This is a genomic window from Kordia zhangzhouensis (genome assembly GCF_001005305.1).
In the GTDB taxonomy this organism is placed as follows: Bacteria; Bacteroidota; Bacteroidia; order Flavobacteriales; family Flavobacteriaceae; genus Kordia; species Kordia zhangzhouensis.
Window position 1 is genome coordinate 111,771 of record NZ_LBMH01000007.1, and the last position, 14,601, is coordinate 126,371.

16 protein-coding genes are annotated in these 14,601 nt (G+C 32.7%); 9 read left to right on the top strand and 7 right to left on the bottom strand.

Annotation, left to right across the window (positions count from 1 at the left end; genetic code table 11):
* Nucleotides 1–5 precede the first annotated feature (5 nt).
* Both AA088_RS12360 and AA088_RS12365 read right to left on the bottom strand, forming a co-directional pair.
* Nucleotides 6–233: a hypothetical protein gene (locus AA088_RS12360; protein WP_046745324.1), complete on the bottom strand. Its 228-nt coding sequence runs from the start codon at nt 231–233 to the stop codon at nt 6–8.
* Nucleotides 220–1,611 carry an MATE family efflux transporter gene (locus AA088_RS12365; protein WP_082106733.1) on the bottom strand — a complete coding sequence of 464 codons (1,392 nt, stop codon included), beginning with the start codon at nt 1,609–1,611 and terminating at the stop codon, nt 220–222. Before AA088_RS12365 ends, AA088_RS12360 begins: the two co-directional genes overlap by 14 nt.
* 223 nt (nt 1,612–1,834) lie before the next feature.
* Here AA088_RS12365 and AA088_RS12370 point away from each other — a divergent pair, with 223 nt between their 5' ends.
* Both AA088_RS12370 and AA088_RS12375 read left to right on the top strand, forming a co-directional pair.
* Nucleotides 1,835–2,026, top strand: a complete 192-nt coding sequence (locus AA088_RS12370; RefSeq protein WP_046745325.1) for a hypothetical protein — start codon at nt 1,835–1,837, stop codon at nt 2,024–2,026.
* Nucleotides 2,027–2,204: 178 nt separating this feature from the next.
* Nucleotides 2,205–2,423, top strand: a complete 219-nt coding sequence (locus AA088_RS12375) for a hypothetical protein (RefSeq protein ID WP_046745326.1) — start codon at nt 2,205–2,207, stop codon at nt 2,421–2,423.
* Between the two features lie 78 nt (nt 2,424–2,501).
* On the opposite strand, the gene AA088_RS12380 is transcribed toward AA088_RS12375, so the two are convergent.
* The 4 genes from AA088_RS12380 to AA088_RS12395 all read right to left on the bottom strand — a co-directional run bounded on the left by AA088_RS12380 (nt 2,502) and on the right by AA088_RS12395 (nt 6,677).
* Entirely contained in the window at nt 2,502–2,696 is a 195-nt protein-coding gene (locus tag AA088_RS12380) for a hypothetical protein (protein WP_046745327.1), read from the bottom strand.
* Nucleotides 2,697–2,793: 97 nt separating this feature from the next.
* Nucleotides 2,794–4,479 carry a helix-turn-helix domain-containing protein gene (locus AA088_RS12385; protein WP_046745328.1) on the bottom strand — a complete coding sequence of 562 codons (1,686 nt, stop codon included), beginning with the start codon at nt 4,477–4,479 and terminating at the stop codon, nt 2,794–2,796.
* Between the two features lie 210 nt (nt 4,480–4,689).
* Nucleotides 4,690–5,643 (bottom strand): phosphoribosylaminoimidazolesuccinocarboxamide synthase, encoded by a 954-nt coding sequence (locus AA088_RS12390; RefSeq protein ID WP_046745329.1) that lies wholly within the window; start codon nt 5,641–5,643, stop codon nt 4,690–4,692.
* A gap of 80 nt (nt 5,644–5,723) precedes the next feature.
* Entirely contained in the window at nt 5,724–6,677 is a 954-nt protein-coding gene (locus AA088_RS12395) for a PhoH family protein (protein ID WP_046745330.1), read from the bottom strand.
* Between the two features lie 107 nt (nt 6,678–6,784).
* Here AA088_RS12395 and AA088_RS12400 point away from each other — a divergent pair, with 107 nt between their 5' ends.
* The 6 genes from AA088_RS12400 to dnaN all read left to right on the top strand — a co-directional run bounded on the left by AA088_RS12400 (nt 6,785) and on the right by dnaN (nt 12,451).
* Complete coding sequence (locus AA088_RS12400; protein ID WP_046745331.1) at nt 6,785–7,615, top strand: SAM hydrolase/SAM-dependent halogenase family protein; 831 nt, start codon at nt 6,785–6,787, stop codon at nt 7,613–7,615.
* Nucleotides 7,616–7,617: 2 nt separating this feature from the next.
* Entirely contained in the window at nt 7,618–7,914 is a 297-nt protein-coding gene (locus tag AA088_RS12405; protein WP_046745332.1) for a putative quinol monooxygenase, read from the top strand.
* A gap of 66 nt (nt 7,915–7,980) precedes the next feature.
* On the top strand, nt 7,981–8,796 hold the full coding sequence (locus AA088_RS12410; RefSeq protein WP_082106735.1) for a class I SAM-dependent methyltransferase: 816 nt from the start codon (nt 7,981–7,983) through the stop codon (nt 8,794–8,796).
* Complete coding sequence (gene gldF / locus AA088_RS12415) at nt 8,797–9,522, top strand: gliding motility-associated ABC transporter permease subunit GldF (RefSeq protein ID WP_046745334.1); 726 nt, start codon at nt 8,797–8,799, stop codon at nt 9,520–9,522.
* Between the two features lie 2 nt (nt 9,523–9,524).
* Complete coding sequence (gene gldG / locus AA088_RS12420) at nt 9,525–11,183, top strand: gliding motility-associated ABC transporter substrate-binding protein GldG (protein ID WP_046745335.1); 1,659 nt, start codon at nt 9,525–9,527, stop codon at nt 11,181–11,183.
* A 149-nt stretch (nt 11,184–11,332) separates the two neighbouring features.
* A complete protein-coding gene (gene dnaN / locus AA088_RS12425) occupies nt 11,333–12,451 on the top strand; it encodes a DNA polymerase III subunit beta (RefSeq protein ID WP_046745336.1) in 1,119 nt (372 codons plus the stop codon).
* Between the two features lie 126 nt (nt 12,452–12,577).
* On the opposite strand, the gene AA088_RS12430 is transcribed toward dnaN, so the two are convergent.
* The gene (locus AA088_RS12430) at nt 12,578–12,916 is read right to left on the bottom strand and encodes a DUF4870 domain-containing protein (protein ID WP_046745337.1); all 339 of its coding nucleotides are present in this window, start codon (nt 12,914–12,916) and stop codon (nt 12,578–12,580) included.
* Nucleotides 12,917–13,047: 131 nt separating this feature from the next.
* Between AA088_RS12430 and mnmE the strand changes: the two genes are divergently transcribed.
* Nucleotides 13,048–14,439, top strand: a complete 1,392-nt coding sequence (gene mnmE, locus AA088_RS12435; protein ID WP_046745338.1) for a tRNA uridine-5-carboxymethylaminomethyl(34) synthesis GTPase MnmE — start codon at nt 13,048–13,050, stop codon at nt 14,437–14,439.
* The last annotated feature ends 162 nt before the right edge of the window (nt 14,440–14,601 follow it).

The window sequence follows — 14,601 nt, forward strand, 5'->3', positions numbered from 1 at the left end:
TTTTATTACTCTTCGTAGCGAGCTAATTCACGATCATAAAAATCATTTGCAGCTTGAAATAAGTTCTCAGCTTCGGCAGCAAGTTCTTTTTCATCTTCTTTTTCAAACTCTTCTAACCATTCTACTTCATCATTTTCTAGATTGATGATAAAACGAGGAAATTCAGTATGAATGATGAAAATAGCATTCGGATAATCAGTGTTGTCACCCAATAAAAATTTAGGAAGTTCCATAAGCGGCTTGCGTATTAATAAGTTTTTTTGACAAATAGTTAAATCTAATATACAATAATATAGCGGAAACAGTTAATCCTGCCAATAATCCAATCCAAATTCCTGAGCTTCCAAAATCTGTGTAAAGTCCTAAATAATATGATATAGGAAATCCTACAACCCAATAAGCAATAAAGGTAATTCCCGTTGGAATTTTCACGTCTTGTAACCCGCGTAAAATCCCCAATCCTACAACCTGAATTCCATCTGATATTTGAAAAAAAGCGGAAACTAATAAGAGTTCTGCTGCAATTAAGATTACTTCTTGGTTATCAGTAAAATTGGCAACATCTGATTCATTGACATATAATGTAGGAAACCATGTGTTTAACAGCATAAACATGATTGCAAATATAATGTCTATAAGCAATACAAGTAATAAAAGAGATAAAGCAATTCGGCGAAGTTCAGAAAAGTGCTTCAGTCCTTTTTGATTTCCCACCCGAATCGTAGCAGCAACACTTAATCCCATTGCAACCATAAATGTCATAGATGATAAGTTTAATGCAATTTGATTGGCTGCCTGAGCATTTTTACCTAAAATACCTGATAACCAAATAGCCGCAGTAAAAATGGCAACTTCAAACAACATTTGCAACGAAGAAGGAAATCCGAGAGATATAATTTTTTTAAGTACTGTTTTTTTGATAATCGTAAAGTTAAAATTGGTTACATACTCTCTAAACTTCTTTTTATAACGTAATAATAACCATATAAATATAAGCATCACAACACGAGAAACTAAAGTACCAATAGCAGCTCCAATAATTCCCCATTTAGGGAAAATCCAAATACCGAAAATTAAAAAGTAATTGATAACCACATTTACAACATTTGCTAATAATGTAGCCCACATTGCATATTTGGTTTGTGACAAACCATCTGCAAATTGCTTAAATGCTTGAAACATAATTAACGGAATCAACGATGCCGCTACTAAATTAAGATATGGCATAGCCAAATCAACAACTTCTTTAGGCTGATCCATGACATACATCAGTGGTTTTGCCAATAAAACACCAAAAAACACACTTATCCCAATTAGAGTACACAAAAGCAGACCGTGTTTAAGAGCACTTTTTACTTTTTGTGTATCGCCTGCTGCATCTGCCTCTGCAACCAATGTTGTAATTGCTGTAGAAAAACCAATTCCCAAAGACATGGCGATAAAAAGAAAACTATTACCCAAAGATACAGCCGCAAGTTCAGCTGTTCCTAATTGCCCAACCATGGCATTGTCTACAAAACTCACAAAAGTGTGTCCTAGCATACCTAATATGATTGGGGAAGCTAGTTTTAAATTGTAAGCAAATTCTTTGGTGTAATTTTGTAAGATCACTCGTAGTATTTTGACGTGCAAATATAGAACTCTTCTAGCGTTTATAACTACTGTTTTTAATGAATTTACTCTTTCTATTTTATAAATTGAACAGTCTATTTTTTTAAAATGAAAAGAAGACTTCTTTGTAAACAATACCTATACAACTACTTTAGTGTCATGAAAAGAATGAGTGGCTTACACATTTAATCAACTTAATTATTAATTATTAACTTTTACAATCATGAAGAAAAACATTTTAAACATTAAGGGAGTTTCTGCGATTTCAAAAGAACAACAAAGTCAAATCAACGGAGGAGCAGGATACGACTTCTCAAAATGTGGATGTGACTGTGCTGGACGCGTTACAGGTCCAAAATATTGTGAGTGGTTTATCGCTTGTCCACAAGTATACACTTGCAACGATACTATTTAAGATTATACTTATTTTGGGCAGTGCTCAAACAAAATATAGTCAACTAAACTAAAATCTATATTTTAAAAGTAAAAGGCTTCGAAGGTAATGGTAGAAGCCTTTTAACACTTTTCAAAGTATTCAAATCAAACGATATCCTTTAAACGCTTCAACCTAAAACTTAAAAATTTATTATATCATGAAAAAAACCATTTTAAACATTCAAGGAGCAACAAAGATTTCAAAAGCTGCACAAAGTGAAATTAACGGAGGTGCACGTTGGAATCCTGGTGGTGGAAACAACGATTTATCAAAATGTGGGTGTGACTGTGCTGGACGTGTAACAGGTCCTTTTTACTGTCACTTAGAAATTGCTTGTCCACAAGTATATACTTGTGATGACGCGCAGACTATGTAAAGCAGTTTCATAATTTAAATCGTAAAAAAGGCTTCATAAATTTATGAAGCCTTTTATTTTTATCATTCTTTTTAAATATTAAATATCTGTATCTGGGCAATCATTGTCGTATGAAACTGTTTGAGTGCGTCCTCCTTTTGGTGTTCTTGATTCTTGAATAGTACAAGGTACTGTTGATTGTGGATCAGTTGTCCCTCTTCCCTTTATGGCAAAGGCATTTACTTTAGCGATTTGTATTTTTTTTAGGTGTAATGATTTCTTCTGCGTTTTCATGACTATGTATTTTATTTATTAGTTTTTATTCAAGATACTATTTGTGCGGTTTGCTTGTTATAAAAAGGCTTGCCAATTTATAAAATGAACACTCTTTTTAGCGTATTTTTTTTAAGTATGTTGAAGGGTTCTCGCCTGTTTTAGCTTTAAAAGCTCTTGAAAACGATCCGTGACTTTTATACCCAACTTCTTTCGCAATAGCTTTAATTGTATACATGCGGAATTTTTTATCTTTTTCTAATCGATCAAGTGTATATTGAATTCGTAAATTATTCAAATATTCGGTAAAGGTCATTTTTTTGTGTGAATTCAAAATACTCGATAAATATGTAGTATTCGTGTCAATTTTTTTAGCTGTTGCGTATAAATTGTATTTTGGATTAAGGTAAAACTCTTGTGCTTCTAAGTTGGCCAGTTTTTGAAGAAGTTCATCAACTGTTTTATCACTTTTGATTGTGTGTTGTATTTCTTTTTGAGGTTTGGCTATTTCTTCCGTTGCTACTTGCTCTATTACTTTTTCGCTAATGGTCATTTTCTTTTTTGAAAATTGTCTGTATAGAATAAAAGCAAACACACCAAACGCTACCACAGCAAATCCTAAAAACAAATACAGTCTGTTGGTATCCTTTTCGTGCAAAGCAGCATATTTATTCTTTATTTTTTCAATTTCGTACTGAGCCGCTGTTTGCAACACTATATCTTCATGATTGCTTGCTAAAAGACTATCATTAAAATCTTTAGCCCTTTGTCGAAAGAAAGATTCTTTTTCAAACTCTTTGATACTTTTATAAACATCTGCCTTTAATACCAGCGCTTCATAAAAATCTGTCAATAACATTTGTTGCTGATTGTAACGAGTTTCCAAAGAATCAAGTGTTTTAATAGCTTCTGTAGGTTCGTCATTTTTAAAATGATAATCTGCAATCAAATACATGATTTTAGATACTTGCTTATCGTTATTAAAGTCCTTAAAAATTGTTTGCGCCTTTTGTAAACTTTCGTATGATTTGGCATATAAACCTTGAGCAATTTGTGTTTTTCCTTTCAATTCAAACAAATAGGCTTTTCCTTCTATATCCTTAAAATGGTTGGCTATCACAATCCCTCTATCAATGTATAACATGGCAGAATCTGAACGTTTTTCAGCCTGATAAGCTTTTGCCAGAAACATATGATAATTTATATAATCTTCTACATAATCAACGGAATCTTTTTCTATCAGTTTTTCTTTTTCAATTGTTGTAATCGCATCGTGAAAACTTTTTTTAGCTTCTCCATAACTATTGAGAGACAAGCTTAAAACGCCCATATTTCCATTAATATTAATGAGTTGTCGGGTAAGTTTATTTCGTTCAGCAATTGAATAAGCATTTAATAAAATATCGGCTGCCTTATATTTGTTACCAAGTTCTATTTCGGCTGTAGCAATAGCAACTTGTGTTTGCACATAACGTGCACTATCTGTATCATCTGACCTATGCTGCAATGCTTTTTCATATTCTGACATTGCTTCGTTATATATCCCTCTACTTTGATAAAAATCTGCTAAGTAAAAATGAGATCGGTATTGGTGAATAGAATCATTAAATATTTTTGCTTTGTGGTAATAATCCATTCGCAGTTCCATCAACGTATCGGTGTCCATACTTTGATGATTGAGAATAGCTTGTTCAGCTTGTTCAAGAATTTTTTTTACTTCAGTATTACTTTGAGAACTCTGCGTATCTTGTTGACACGAGTACCACAAAAAACTGAGTAAAAAGATCAGTAAAAAACGATTCATTTTTGATTAATTATGTCCCCTTGATGAAATATACTTTTTTTCGAAAAATAACAAAGCTTTCTGTTTACTTTTTTTCAAGGATTGTGTTTAAGAAAAATTATTATTTACGTTTTAAAAAATAGATGTTCACATTCTGCAAATATATCCGAATAAAAAAGCAACGCTTTTTGGTAAACGTTGCTTCTAGAAATATCGATTGTATTTTGTGAGCTATCTTTTAGCTAAAAATGTCAATACGTTTTTTTCAATACGCTTTTGAATATTGGAAACATCTGCTTTTTTAAATGCGTCTCCTGTAATATTTTCATAGAGTTCTATATAACGTTCAGATACAGAATTAATATATTCATCACTCATAAATGGTACTTCTTGTCCTTCTTTTCCTTGAAACCCATTACTGATTAACCACTGACGAACAAATTCTTTAGAGAGCTGCTTCTGCGGTTCATGCTTGGCTTGTAATTCTTCGTATGTATCTGCATAAAAATAACGAGAAGAATCGGGTGTGTGAATTTCATCAATCAATACAATTTGTCCATCTTTTGTTTTACCGAATTCGTACTTGGTATCTACTAAGATTAAGCCACGTTCTTTGGCTATTTTTGTTCCTTCTTCAAATAGTAAATGTGTATATTTTTCTAATTGTATGTATTCTTCTTCTGAAACAATTCCTCTAGCTAAAATGTCTTCACGAGAAATGTCTTCATCATGTGCGCCCATTTCTGCTTTGGTGGCAGGTGTAATAATTGGAGAAGGAAACTTGTCATTTTCTATCATTCCTTCTGGCATTTCTACACCACAAAGCATCCGTTTACCTGCTTTATATTCGCGCGCTGCATGTCCTGATAAGTATCCACGAATCACCATTTCTACTTTGTAAGGCTCACATTTATGACCAATTGCCACGTTCGGATCAGGAGTCGCAATCAACCAATTTGGCACCAAATGTTCGGTTGCCTGCATCATTTTGGTCGCAATCTGATTTAAAATTTGTCCTTTGTACGGAATACCTTTAGGCATAACTACATCAAATGCCGATAAGCGATCGGTTGCAATCATAACCATTAGGTCATCATTAATTGTATATACTTCACGTACTTTTCCAGTGTATTTAGCTGTTTGATTTGGAAAATTGAAGTTCGTTGCAGTAATTGTATTACTCATTATAGCTGTGTTGTTGTGTTATTGTATTGAAAGGCAAAATAGTACGTTTCTATCGAGGAATTTAAAAACGTACACCTTTATTAGTTTTGATGTTCTATACTTTTATATGCATCGATAACTTTCTTAACTAATTGGTGACGAACGACATCTTTGTCATCCAAATAAATGATTCCTATACCTTTAATATCTTTTAGGACTAATAGAGCTTCTTTGAGTCCAGAAATCACACGCCTTGGAAGATCAATTTGGCCCGGATCGCCAGTAATCATGAATTTAGCATTTTTCCCCATACGTGTTAAGAACATTTTCATCTGCGCATGCGTCGTATTTTGTGCTTCATCCAAAATAACAAAAGCATTATCTAATGTACGACCACGCATAAAGGCCATTGGAGCTATTTGAATGATTCCTTTTTCGATATAACTAGCTAATTTTTCATGCGGTATCATATCTCGCAAAGCGTCATATAATGGTTGCATATAAGGATCTAGTTTTTCTTTCAAATCTCCTGGTAAAAAACCTAAACTTTCACCAGCTTCAACAGCAGGTCGTGTTAAAATAATACGTCTAACTTCTTTATTTTTTAGCGCTCGAACTGCCAAAGCAACACCTGTATAAGTTTTTCCTGTTCCTGCGGGTCCAATGGCAAAAACCATATCATTTTTGTTTGTCAATTCTACCAATTTTCGCTGATTGGCAGTCATCGCTTTTACCAAACGTCCATTCACACCATGCACCAAAACTTCTCCACTTTCTTGAGAAGTGTCATAATCTTTAGCGCTTTGACTTGTCAAGACACGTTCTATAACATTTTCATCAATTTTATTATACTTGGCAAAATGTTCCATTAACATGGTCAATCGTTTGTCAAACTCTTCTAATAAATCTTCATCTCCGTATGCTTTGACCTTGTTTCCTCTGGCAACAATTTTAAGTTTAGGGAAGTATTTTTTCAGCAATTCTATATTGGTGTTTTGATGACCAAAAAACTCTCGTGGACTGATCTCAGAAAGTTCAAAAATAATTTCGTTCAAAAGCGACTCGTATTAAGGTTAGATTTCCGTTTTGTTTTTTTAGATTTGCATAGCAAACTTACCATTTTTTCGTAGATTAAGTTAAAAAAAATATCAACAATTCGCCAATGGCAATTATAACATTGACAACTGATTTTGGAGAGAAAGACCATTTTGTAGGCGCAGTGAAAGGTGCAATTTATAGTGAGTTGAACGATGTTCGCATTGTTGATATCTCTCACGGTGTAAATCCTTTTAACATTACTGAAGCTGCTTATATTATCCAAAATGCATTTAATAGCTTTCCTAAAGGTAGTATTCATATCATTGGTATTGATTCAGAATTGAATCCAGAAAATAAACATATTGCTGTCAAATTGGACGGTCATTATTTTGTATGTGCCAATAATGGAATTATGAGTTTGCTTGCGTCGGATATTGTTCCAGAAAAAATTGTTGAGATTAATATTCATGACCGAATTGAAACGAATTTCCCCGTACTTGATGTATTTGTCAAAGTAGCATGCCACATCGCTCGTGGTGGAACATTGGAAGTAATTGGGAAAACCATTGAAAAAATAAAGATTTTAAAAGGATTAAAACCCGTAGTAAATAGCGATGAAAGCCAAATTATCGGAAATGTAATTTATATTGATAATTATGGAAATGTAGTGACCAATATTACGCGAAAGATATTTAAGGATGTTGGTAAAGGACGTAATTTTGAAATTTCAGCACGTAACTATAAATTTAAAATTATTCATGAACGATACAGTGATGCTATTAATTTTAATGTAGCGCGTCACAAACGTGAAGAAGATGGCAAAAAACTCGCATTATTCAATTCTGCTAATTTCCTAGAATTGGCTATATACAAAAGTAACCCACAAACAGTTGGTAGTGCTTCTACCCTTTTTGGCTTACGATTTAGAGACACTATAACCATAAACTTTTCTTAAATATGTTGGTACGTATTGTAAAAATGAGTTTTCATACACATCTTATTCCTGATTTTTTAGCTATGTTTGACGAAAAAAAACAAGCAATTAAAGATCGAAAAGGGTGTAAATTTTTAGAATTATATCAAGACAAACACAATCCTGAAATCTTTTTTACGTACAGTCATTGGCAAGAAGAAGCAGATTTGGAAGCCTACAGAAACTCCGAACTATTTAAAGCTGTTTGGAAACAAACCAAAGCAATGTTCAATGACAAACCTTATGCTTGGAGTGTTAACACAATAGTAAGTTTGTCCTAAAAATACTAGAACTCATATCTTAACGTTTCACATGAGTACTATATAAAAAAGAAGAAAAAACACCCTATGTTGCGATCCATATATTATAGTTTATCTCCTAAACAGCGATTGTTGCTGAGAAAGATAGTGTACTTCCCTGTGGATCTTTTCCGAAAACGCCATGAACTTGAACCGCCCAAAGGATATGTATATACAGGTCCTGGAAATTATATTGAAATAGGACAAACATTTTTTGAATATTTTAAAGAATATGGGGATATTCAACCTAATAGCCGAATATTAGACATCGGATCTGGTATTGGTCGTATGGCAATTCCATTCACGACTTTTTTAAATGAACAAGGCAAATATCAAGGGTTTGACGTTGTAGCTCAGGGTGTAAATTGGTGTACGGAACACATTACAGCAAAGTATCCCAATTTTGTATTTACACATACGCCTCTCAAAAATGATTTGTATAACTTACATACAGAAAAACAAGCAAAAAATTTTACATTCCCATACAAGGATACTAGCTTTGATTTTGCATTTTTAACATCTGTATTTACTCACATGTTACCAGAGGATGTTTTGCATTACCTGAGTGAAATTTATCGCGTATTGGATACACAAAAAGTATGTTTGGCAACTTTTTTTATTTTAGATGATATCTCCAAAAAACAAATGCGAAATAGCAAAATGAACTTTAGTGTTCAACACAAACACTATGCATTAATGGACAAAAAAGTAAAAGAAGCAAATGTTGCTTTTGAGAAAGATTTTATTTTTGCTGAAATCAAAGCGAAAGGTTTTGAAATTACCCACTATTTTCCTGGCTCTTGGTCTGGAAGAACTGAAAATACACTATCATATCAAGATATAATTGTTATAAAAAAGAACTAAATGCTTGCAATACTCAAGAAAGAAATCAATGCCTTTTTTTCCTCTTCGGTAGGATACTTGGTCATTGCTTTATTTTTGATTCTCAACGGATTATTTTTATGGTTTTTTAAAAGTGAATTCAACATTTTTAACTATGGATTTGCTGATTTGACACCATTCTTCACATTAGCTCCATGGATATTGATTTTTTTAATTCCTGCCATTACTATGCGTAGTTTTTCTGAAGAAAAACGTTTGGGAACCTTAGAATTATTAGTAACAAAACCTATTTCCTATTGGCAGATTGTTTTAGGAAAATATACAGGTTCGTTTGTATTAATCTTACTTGCACTACTTCCTACTCTATTGTATGTGTATACAGTTTGGTATTTGGGCGATCCTGAGGGAAATTTAGATGTAGGTAGTACACTTGGATCGTATTTTGGTTTACTATTTTTGATTGCCGCTTACACGAGCATTGGTATTTTCACATCGACTTTATCTCAAAATCAAATTGTAGCATTTATTACAGCCGTTTTTATCTGTTTTGTAATGTATTATGGCTTTGAGGGAATGGCTAGCACACCTCTTTTTGGAGATTTTAGTGCTACCGTAGAAAAGGTTGGCATGAAACGTCACTTTGATAGCATAGCTCGTGGAGTTATAGATACAAGAGATGTAATATACTTTGTAACTGTGACCATTTTCTTTTTATTTCTAACAGTAGTACAACTTAAAAAAAGATAGGCTTGAAAAAAGAACTTTCTACAACCTCAAAAATTATATTGATTCTGTTAGGATTACTAATTGTAAATGTGATTGCTAGCAAACTATTTACACGTTTTGATATTACGCAAGATAAACGTTATACACTTTCAGAAGCTTCCAAAAATACCATCGCCAATGTAAATTCTCCTGTGATGATTACTATTTTTTTGAAAGGAGAATTGCCACCTGCTTACAAACGACTTGCCGATGAAACGGAACAATTGATAGAAGAATTTTATGCTTTCAATTCGAACATTAAATACAATTTTGTAGATCCTATTGAAGAAAATGCACAAGATTTCTTGACAAACAACGGAATGCAACCACGTTATGTAACCGAAGAAGAAACCAATAAAATTTCTAGAGAAGTTGTATATCCATGGGCAGTAGCGATTTACGAAAACAAAACTGTAAAAATTCCATTGTATAAAAATGATTTAGCAAGTTCGGATGAACAAAAAATAGCCAATTCAGTACAGCATTTAGAATATGTTTTTGCAGACGCTTTTACCAAACTTACACTGATTGACAAACAAACTATTGCAATTTTAAAAGGACATGGCGAATTGGACGATGTATATATTGCTAGTTTTTTACAAACACTAAAAGATTATTATAAAATCGCTCCTTTTGACCTAGCTGCTTTTCCTGACAATCCGGAAAAATCTCTAGAAAACTTAAATCGTTTTGATCTTGCAATTGTGCCAAAGCCAACCAAACCATTCACTGATGACGAAAAATACATTTTGGATCAATATACCATGCGCGGAGGAAAATCACTGTGGCTTATTGAAAATACGATGGCTGAAATGGACAGTTTATACAATGAAAAAGGGCAAACGTTAGCATTTCCTCGCGATTTGCGTTTAAACGACTTTTTCTTTGAATATGGTATTAGAATCAATCCGAAATTAGTTAATGATGTACAAAGTGCACCAATTGTAATGGCAGTTGGTGAAGATGCAAATACACAATACCTTCCTATACAATGGCGATACAATCCGCTTGTAAAACCTTCTACCAAACACCCTATTACGAATAATACAAATTTGGTCAAGTTTGAATTTACCAACCAAATAGACACCTTGAAAAGTAGTACAAAAAAAACAGTTTTATTAAAAAGTTCAGCTACATCAAAGCTCGAAGGAACTCCTAAAATGATTTCACTATCCGTAATAGAAAATGAACCTGCTTTGGAAAGCTATAACGGAAAAGGAAATCAAAACCTAGCTGTTTTACTAGAAGGCACGTTTGAATCCGTTTATAAAGGTCGTATCAAACCTTTTGCATTAAAAAATGACCAATCTGAAGGAAAATCGAAAATGTTAATCATTGCTGATGGTGATGTTATTAAAAATCAAGTAACTCGTGGGAGACCACAAGAATTAGGTTTTGATATTGTTACCAAACGCCAATACGGAAACAAAGAGTTCCTGTTAAATTCTGTAAATTATCTTTTGGATAACAATGGACTTATAAACATTCGCTCAAAAGAATTAAAACTAGCGTTTCTGAACTCAGAAAAAGTACTTACTGAAAAAACCTATTGGCAATTGATAAACATTGGGCTTCCACTAGGAATATTAGCCATTTTTGGCGTTGTATTTACCTATACTCGTAAACGGAAGTTTGCGAAATAGTTGTTAATAAGTTTCCTTTCTTTACAACAACATTTAAAATATATTTGTAAGAATAAAATAATGCGGTTTATTTATGTAGATTTTGTAAATAAAAACTGTGAATTTATTGGAGAAGCATTATTTTTGAACACTAAATAGAACACAAACACATGAAATTTATTGTATCAAGTACTTATTTATTAAAACAGCTTCAAGTTTTAGGAGGCGTAATTAATAATAGTAACACCTTACCTATTTTAGATAATTTTCTTTTTGAATTAAATAAAAACGAACTTACTGTTTCTGCTTCTGACCTTGAAACAACCATGTCTTCTCGCTTGGATGTAGAGTCTGATAGCGAAGGAAGTGTTGCTGTACCTGCAAAATTATTATTAGATACTTTAAAAACCTTCCCTGAGCAGCCTTTGACTTTTGTAGTGGAAGAAAATAATACGATTGAAATCAGTTCAAATCATGGTAAATATGCTTTGGCATATGCGGATGGAGCCGAATTTCCTAATGCTGTGGAATTAAAAGATCCTAGTGCTACAACCATTATTGGTGATGTGCTAGCTACTGCAATTAGTAAAACTATTTTTGCTTCTGGAAATGATGATCTTCGCCCAGTAATGAGTGGTGTATTTTTTCAGTTTTCACCAGAAAATTTAACTTTTGTTGCTACAGATGCTCATAAATTAGTAAAATATCAACGTACCGATATTCAAGCTTCTCAAGTTGCTGAATTTATCATGCCAAAGAAGCCACTAACATTGCTAAAAGGTATTCTTGGAGGTAGTGAAGACGATGTTATCATTGAATATAACGACAGTAATGCTAAATTTACTTTTGACAATACAGTATTAATTTGTCGTTTAATTGATGGAAAATACCCGAATTACGAAGCTGTAATTCCTAAAGAAAACCCTAACAAGTTAGAAATTAACAGAAATCAATTCTTAAACTCTGTACGTCGTGTGAGCATTTTCTCGAATAAAACGACACATCAAATTCGTTTAAAAATTGCTGGTGCAGAACTAAATATTTCTGCAGAGGATATTGATTATTCAAACAAAGCTGAAGAGCGTTTAACTTGTGATTATCAAGGGGATGATATGCAAATTGGATTCAATTCACGTTTCCTTACAGAAATGTTGAACAATCTAAGCTCAGACGATGTTTCTCTAGAAATGTCTTTACCTAACAGAGCAGGGATTTTAACACCTATTGATGGCTTAGAAGAAGGAGAACATATTACAATGTTGGTAATGCCTGTAATGTTAAATAATTAAACTGATACTTAGAGAATAAACTGTTCTCATAAAAAAACATATAAAAACCCGTTGTAGAAATTGTACAACGGGTTTTTTATTTCAATTAATAATAAATAATTTATTTCAATAACTATTCATCTCAGATTATAAAATCTTTATAGATAATGGATAGTACGGTTCTTGTTCGTTACTTACGCGTACTGCATTAATAATTGGCATGATAAAAGACAAAATTAATACGCCTAGAAGTAGCAATAAACCTAATCCCAATGCTAAGATTAATGGAATACTGATAATTCCGTAAATTATCATGCTCAATTGAAAATTAACAATCTGCTTTCCTTGTTCGTCCATATCATGTACGTCATTTTTATTGCAAGCCCAAAGTATTAATGGAACAATTAAGCTTCCAAAACCTATGACAAAACTTGACAACTGACTTAAATGTGTAATGACCATTAATTGATTATCTTTCCTTCTCATAATTGTGTGTTTTATTGATTGACATCTATGGGACGTAAAAAAATTGCTTTTGTTACAGCTTTCAATTATGAGTAATTTAAAATCATATCCAACTCATAAAATTATCCGTATTTTTGCCAAAATTTTTGTCCATGATCCAAAATGATACGATTGTTGCATTAGCAACACCTTCTGGAGCAGGTGCTATTTCTGTAATTCGCGTTTCAGGAAAAGATGCTATTACTATCTGTGAACCATTATTTAAGTCTATTCGTAATAAAAAATTAAGTACACAAAAATCACATACCATTCATTTAGGACATATTGTAGATAATGACCGCTTTTTGGATGAAGTGCTGGTATCTATTTTTAAAGGTCCTCACTCCTACACGGGCGAAAATACCATTGAAATTTCCTGTCATGGTTCTGTATATATTCAACAACAAATTATTCAGTTGTTACTGCGAAATGGTTGTAGAAATGCGAATGCTGGAGAATTTACTTTGCGTGCATTTTTGAATGGAAAATTAGATCTTTCTCAAGCAGAAGCTGTAGCAGATTTGATTGCAAGTGATTCGGAAGCGTCGCATCAATTGGCTATGCAACAAATGCGTGGAGGTTTTAGCAATGAAATTAAAAATTTACGTGAAGAACTCTTGAATTTTGCTTCTCTTATTGAATTAGAGTTAGATTTTGCTGAAGAAGATGTAGAATTTGCCGATCGTACACAATTTAAATCGCTAGTAGAACGCATCCAATTTGTCCTTAAACGCTTGATAGATTCCTTTGCAGTAGGAAACGTAATCAAAAATGGAATTCCTGTGGCTATTGTTGGAGAACCAAATGTGGGAAAATCTACATTATTAAATGCTTTATTAAACGAAGAACGTGCCATTGTTTCGGATATTGCAGGAACTACTCGTGATACCATTGAAGATGAACTAATAATTGATGGAATTGGTTTTCGTTTTATTGATACAGCAGGAATTAGAGAAACTAAAGATGTTGTAGAAAGTATTGGCATTCAAAAGACATTTGAAAAAATTGAGCAAGCACAAGTTGTTATCTATTTGATTGATAGTTCGCAGTTAACCGAGGAAAGTTTAGCTTTGTTGAAGACAGAAATTGGAAAAATCAAAAATAAATACCCTCAGAAACCTTTAATCATTGTAGCGAATAAAATTGACATGCTACAAGAGTCTCAAATTGCTCAATTACAAATAGAAATTGAACAAATTCATATCCTTTCTGCCAAAAAAAATATAGGAGTTGATTTCTTAAAAGAAAAACTTGTTTCATTTGTAAATACAGGTGCATTACGAAACAATGAAACCATAATCACAAACACACGTCATTATGATGCATTATTAAAAGCTTTGGAAGAGATTGACAAAGTACACCAAGGGTTGGAAATTGGTCTTTCTGGCGATTTGATGGCAATTGATATCAGACAAGCGCTGTATCATTTTGGAGAAATTACTGGAGAAATTACAAGCGACGATTTGCTCGGAAATATCTTTGCTAATTTTTGTATCGGAAAATGACTATGGAAAACATCTGAAAACAAATGCAATAAAAAGCAATGTAAATCAGGCGTTTATGAAAATATGATTTTCTTTTAGTTTCATTTAGTCGTTTTTTGTGTCAGATATATTGAATATATTTGGTCACAAAAATACTATTTGTGTCAATTTGTGTCAAAATAT

Bases quoted from the DNA above. Each gene is read 5' to 3' on its own strand.
- AA088_RS12410 (WP_082106735.1), top strand. From the start codon at position 7,981: ATGTTGCGATCCATATATTATAGTTTATCTCCTAAACAGCGATTGTTG.
- mnmE (WP_046745338.1), top strand. From the start codon at position 13,048: ATGATCCAAAATGATACGATTGTTGCATTAGCAACACCTTCTGGAGCA.
- AA088_RS12400 (WP_046745331.1), top strand. From the start codon at position 6,785: ATGGCAATTATAACATTGACAACTGATTTTGGAGAGAAAGACCATTTT.
- AA088_RS12370 (WP_046745325.1), top strand. From the start codon at position 1,835: ATGAAGAAAAACATTTTAAACATTAAGGGAGTTTCTGCGATTTCAAAA.
- AA088_RS12380 (WP_046745327.1), bottom strand. From the start codon at position 2,696: ATGAAAACGCAGAAGAAATCATTACACCTAAAAAAAATACAAATCGCT.
- dnaN (WP_046745336.1), top strand. From the start codon at position 11,333: ATGAAATTTATTGTATCAAGTACTTATTTATTAAAACAGCTTCAAGTT.
- AA088_RS12385 (WP_046745328.1), bottom strand. From the start codon at position 4,479: ATGAATCGTTTTTTACTGATCTTTTTACTCAGTTTTTTGTGGTACTCG.
- AA088_RS12375 (WP_046745326.1), top strand. From the start codon at position 2,205: ATGAAAAAAACCATTTTAAACATTCAAGGAGCAACAAAGATTTCAAAA.
- AA088_RS12360 (WP_046745324.1), bottom strand. From the start codon at position 233: ATGGAACTTCCTAAATTTTTATTGGGTGACAACACTGATTATCCGAAT.
- gldF (WP_046745334.1), top strand. From the start codon at position 8,797: ATGCTTGCAATACTCAAGAAAGAAATCAATGCCTTTTTTTCCTCTTCG.
- AA088_RS12430 (WP_046745337.1), bottom strand. From the start codon at position 12,916: ATGAGAAGGAAAGATAATCAATTAATGGTCATTACACATTTAAGTCAG.
- AA088_RS12390 (WP_046745329.1), bottom strand. From the start codon at position 5,643: ATGAGTAATACAATTACTGCAACGAACTTCAATTTTCCAAATCAAACA.
- AA088_RS12405 (WP_046745332.1), top strand. From the start codon at position 7,618: ATGTTGGTACGTATTGTAAAAATGAGTTTTCATACACATCTTATTCCT.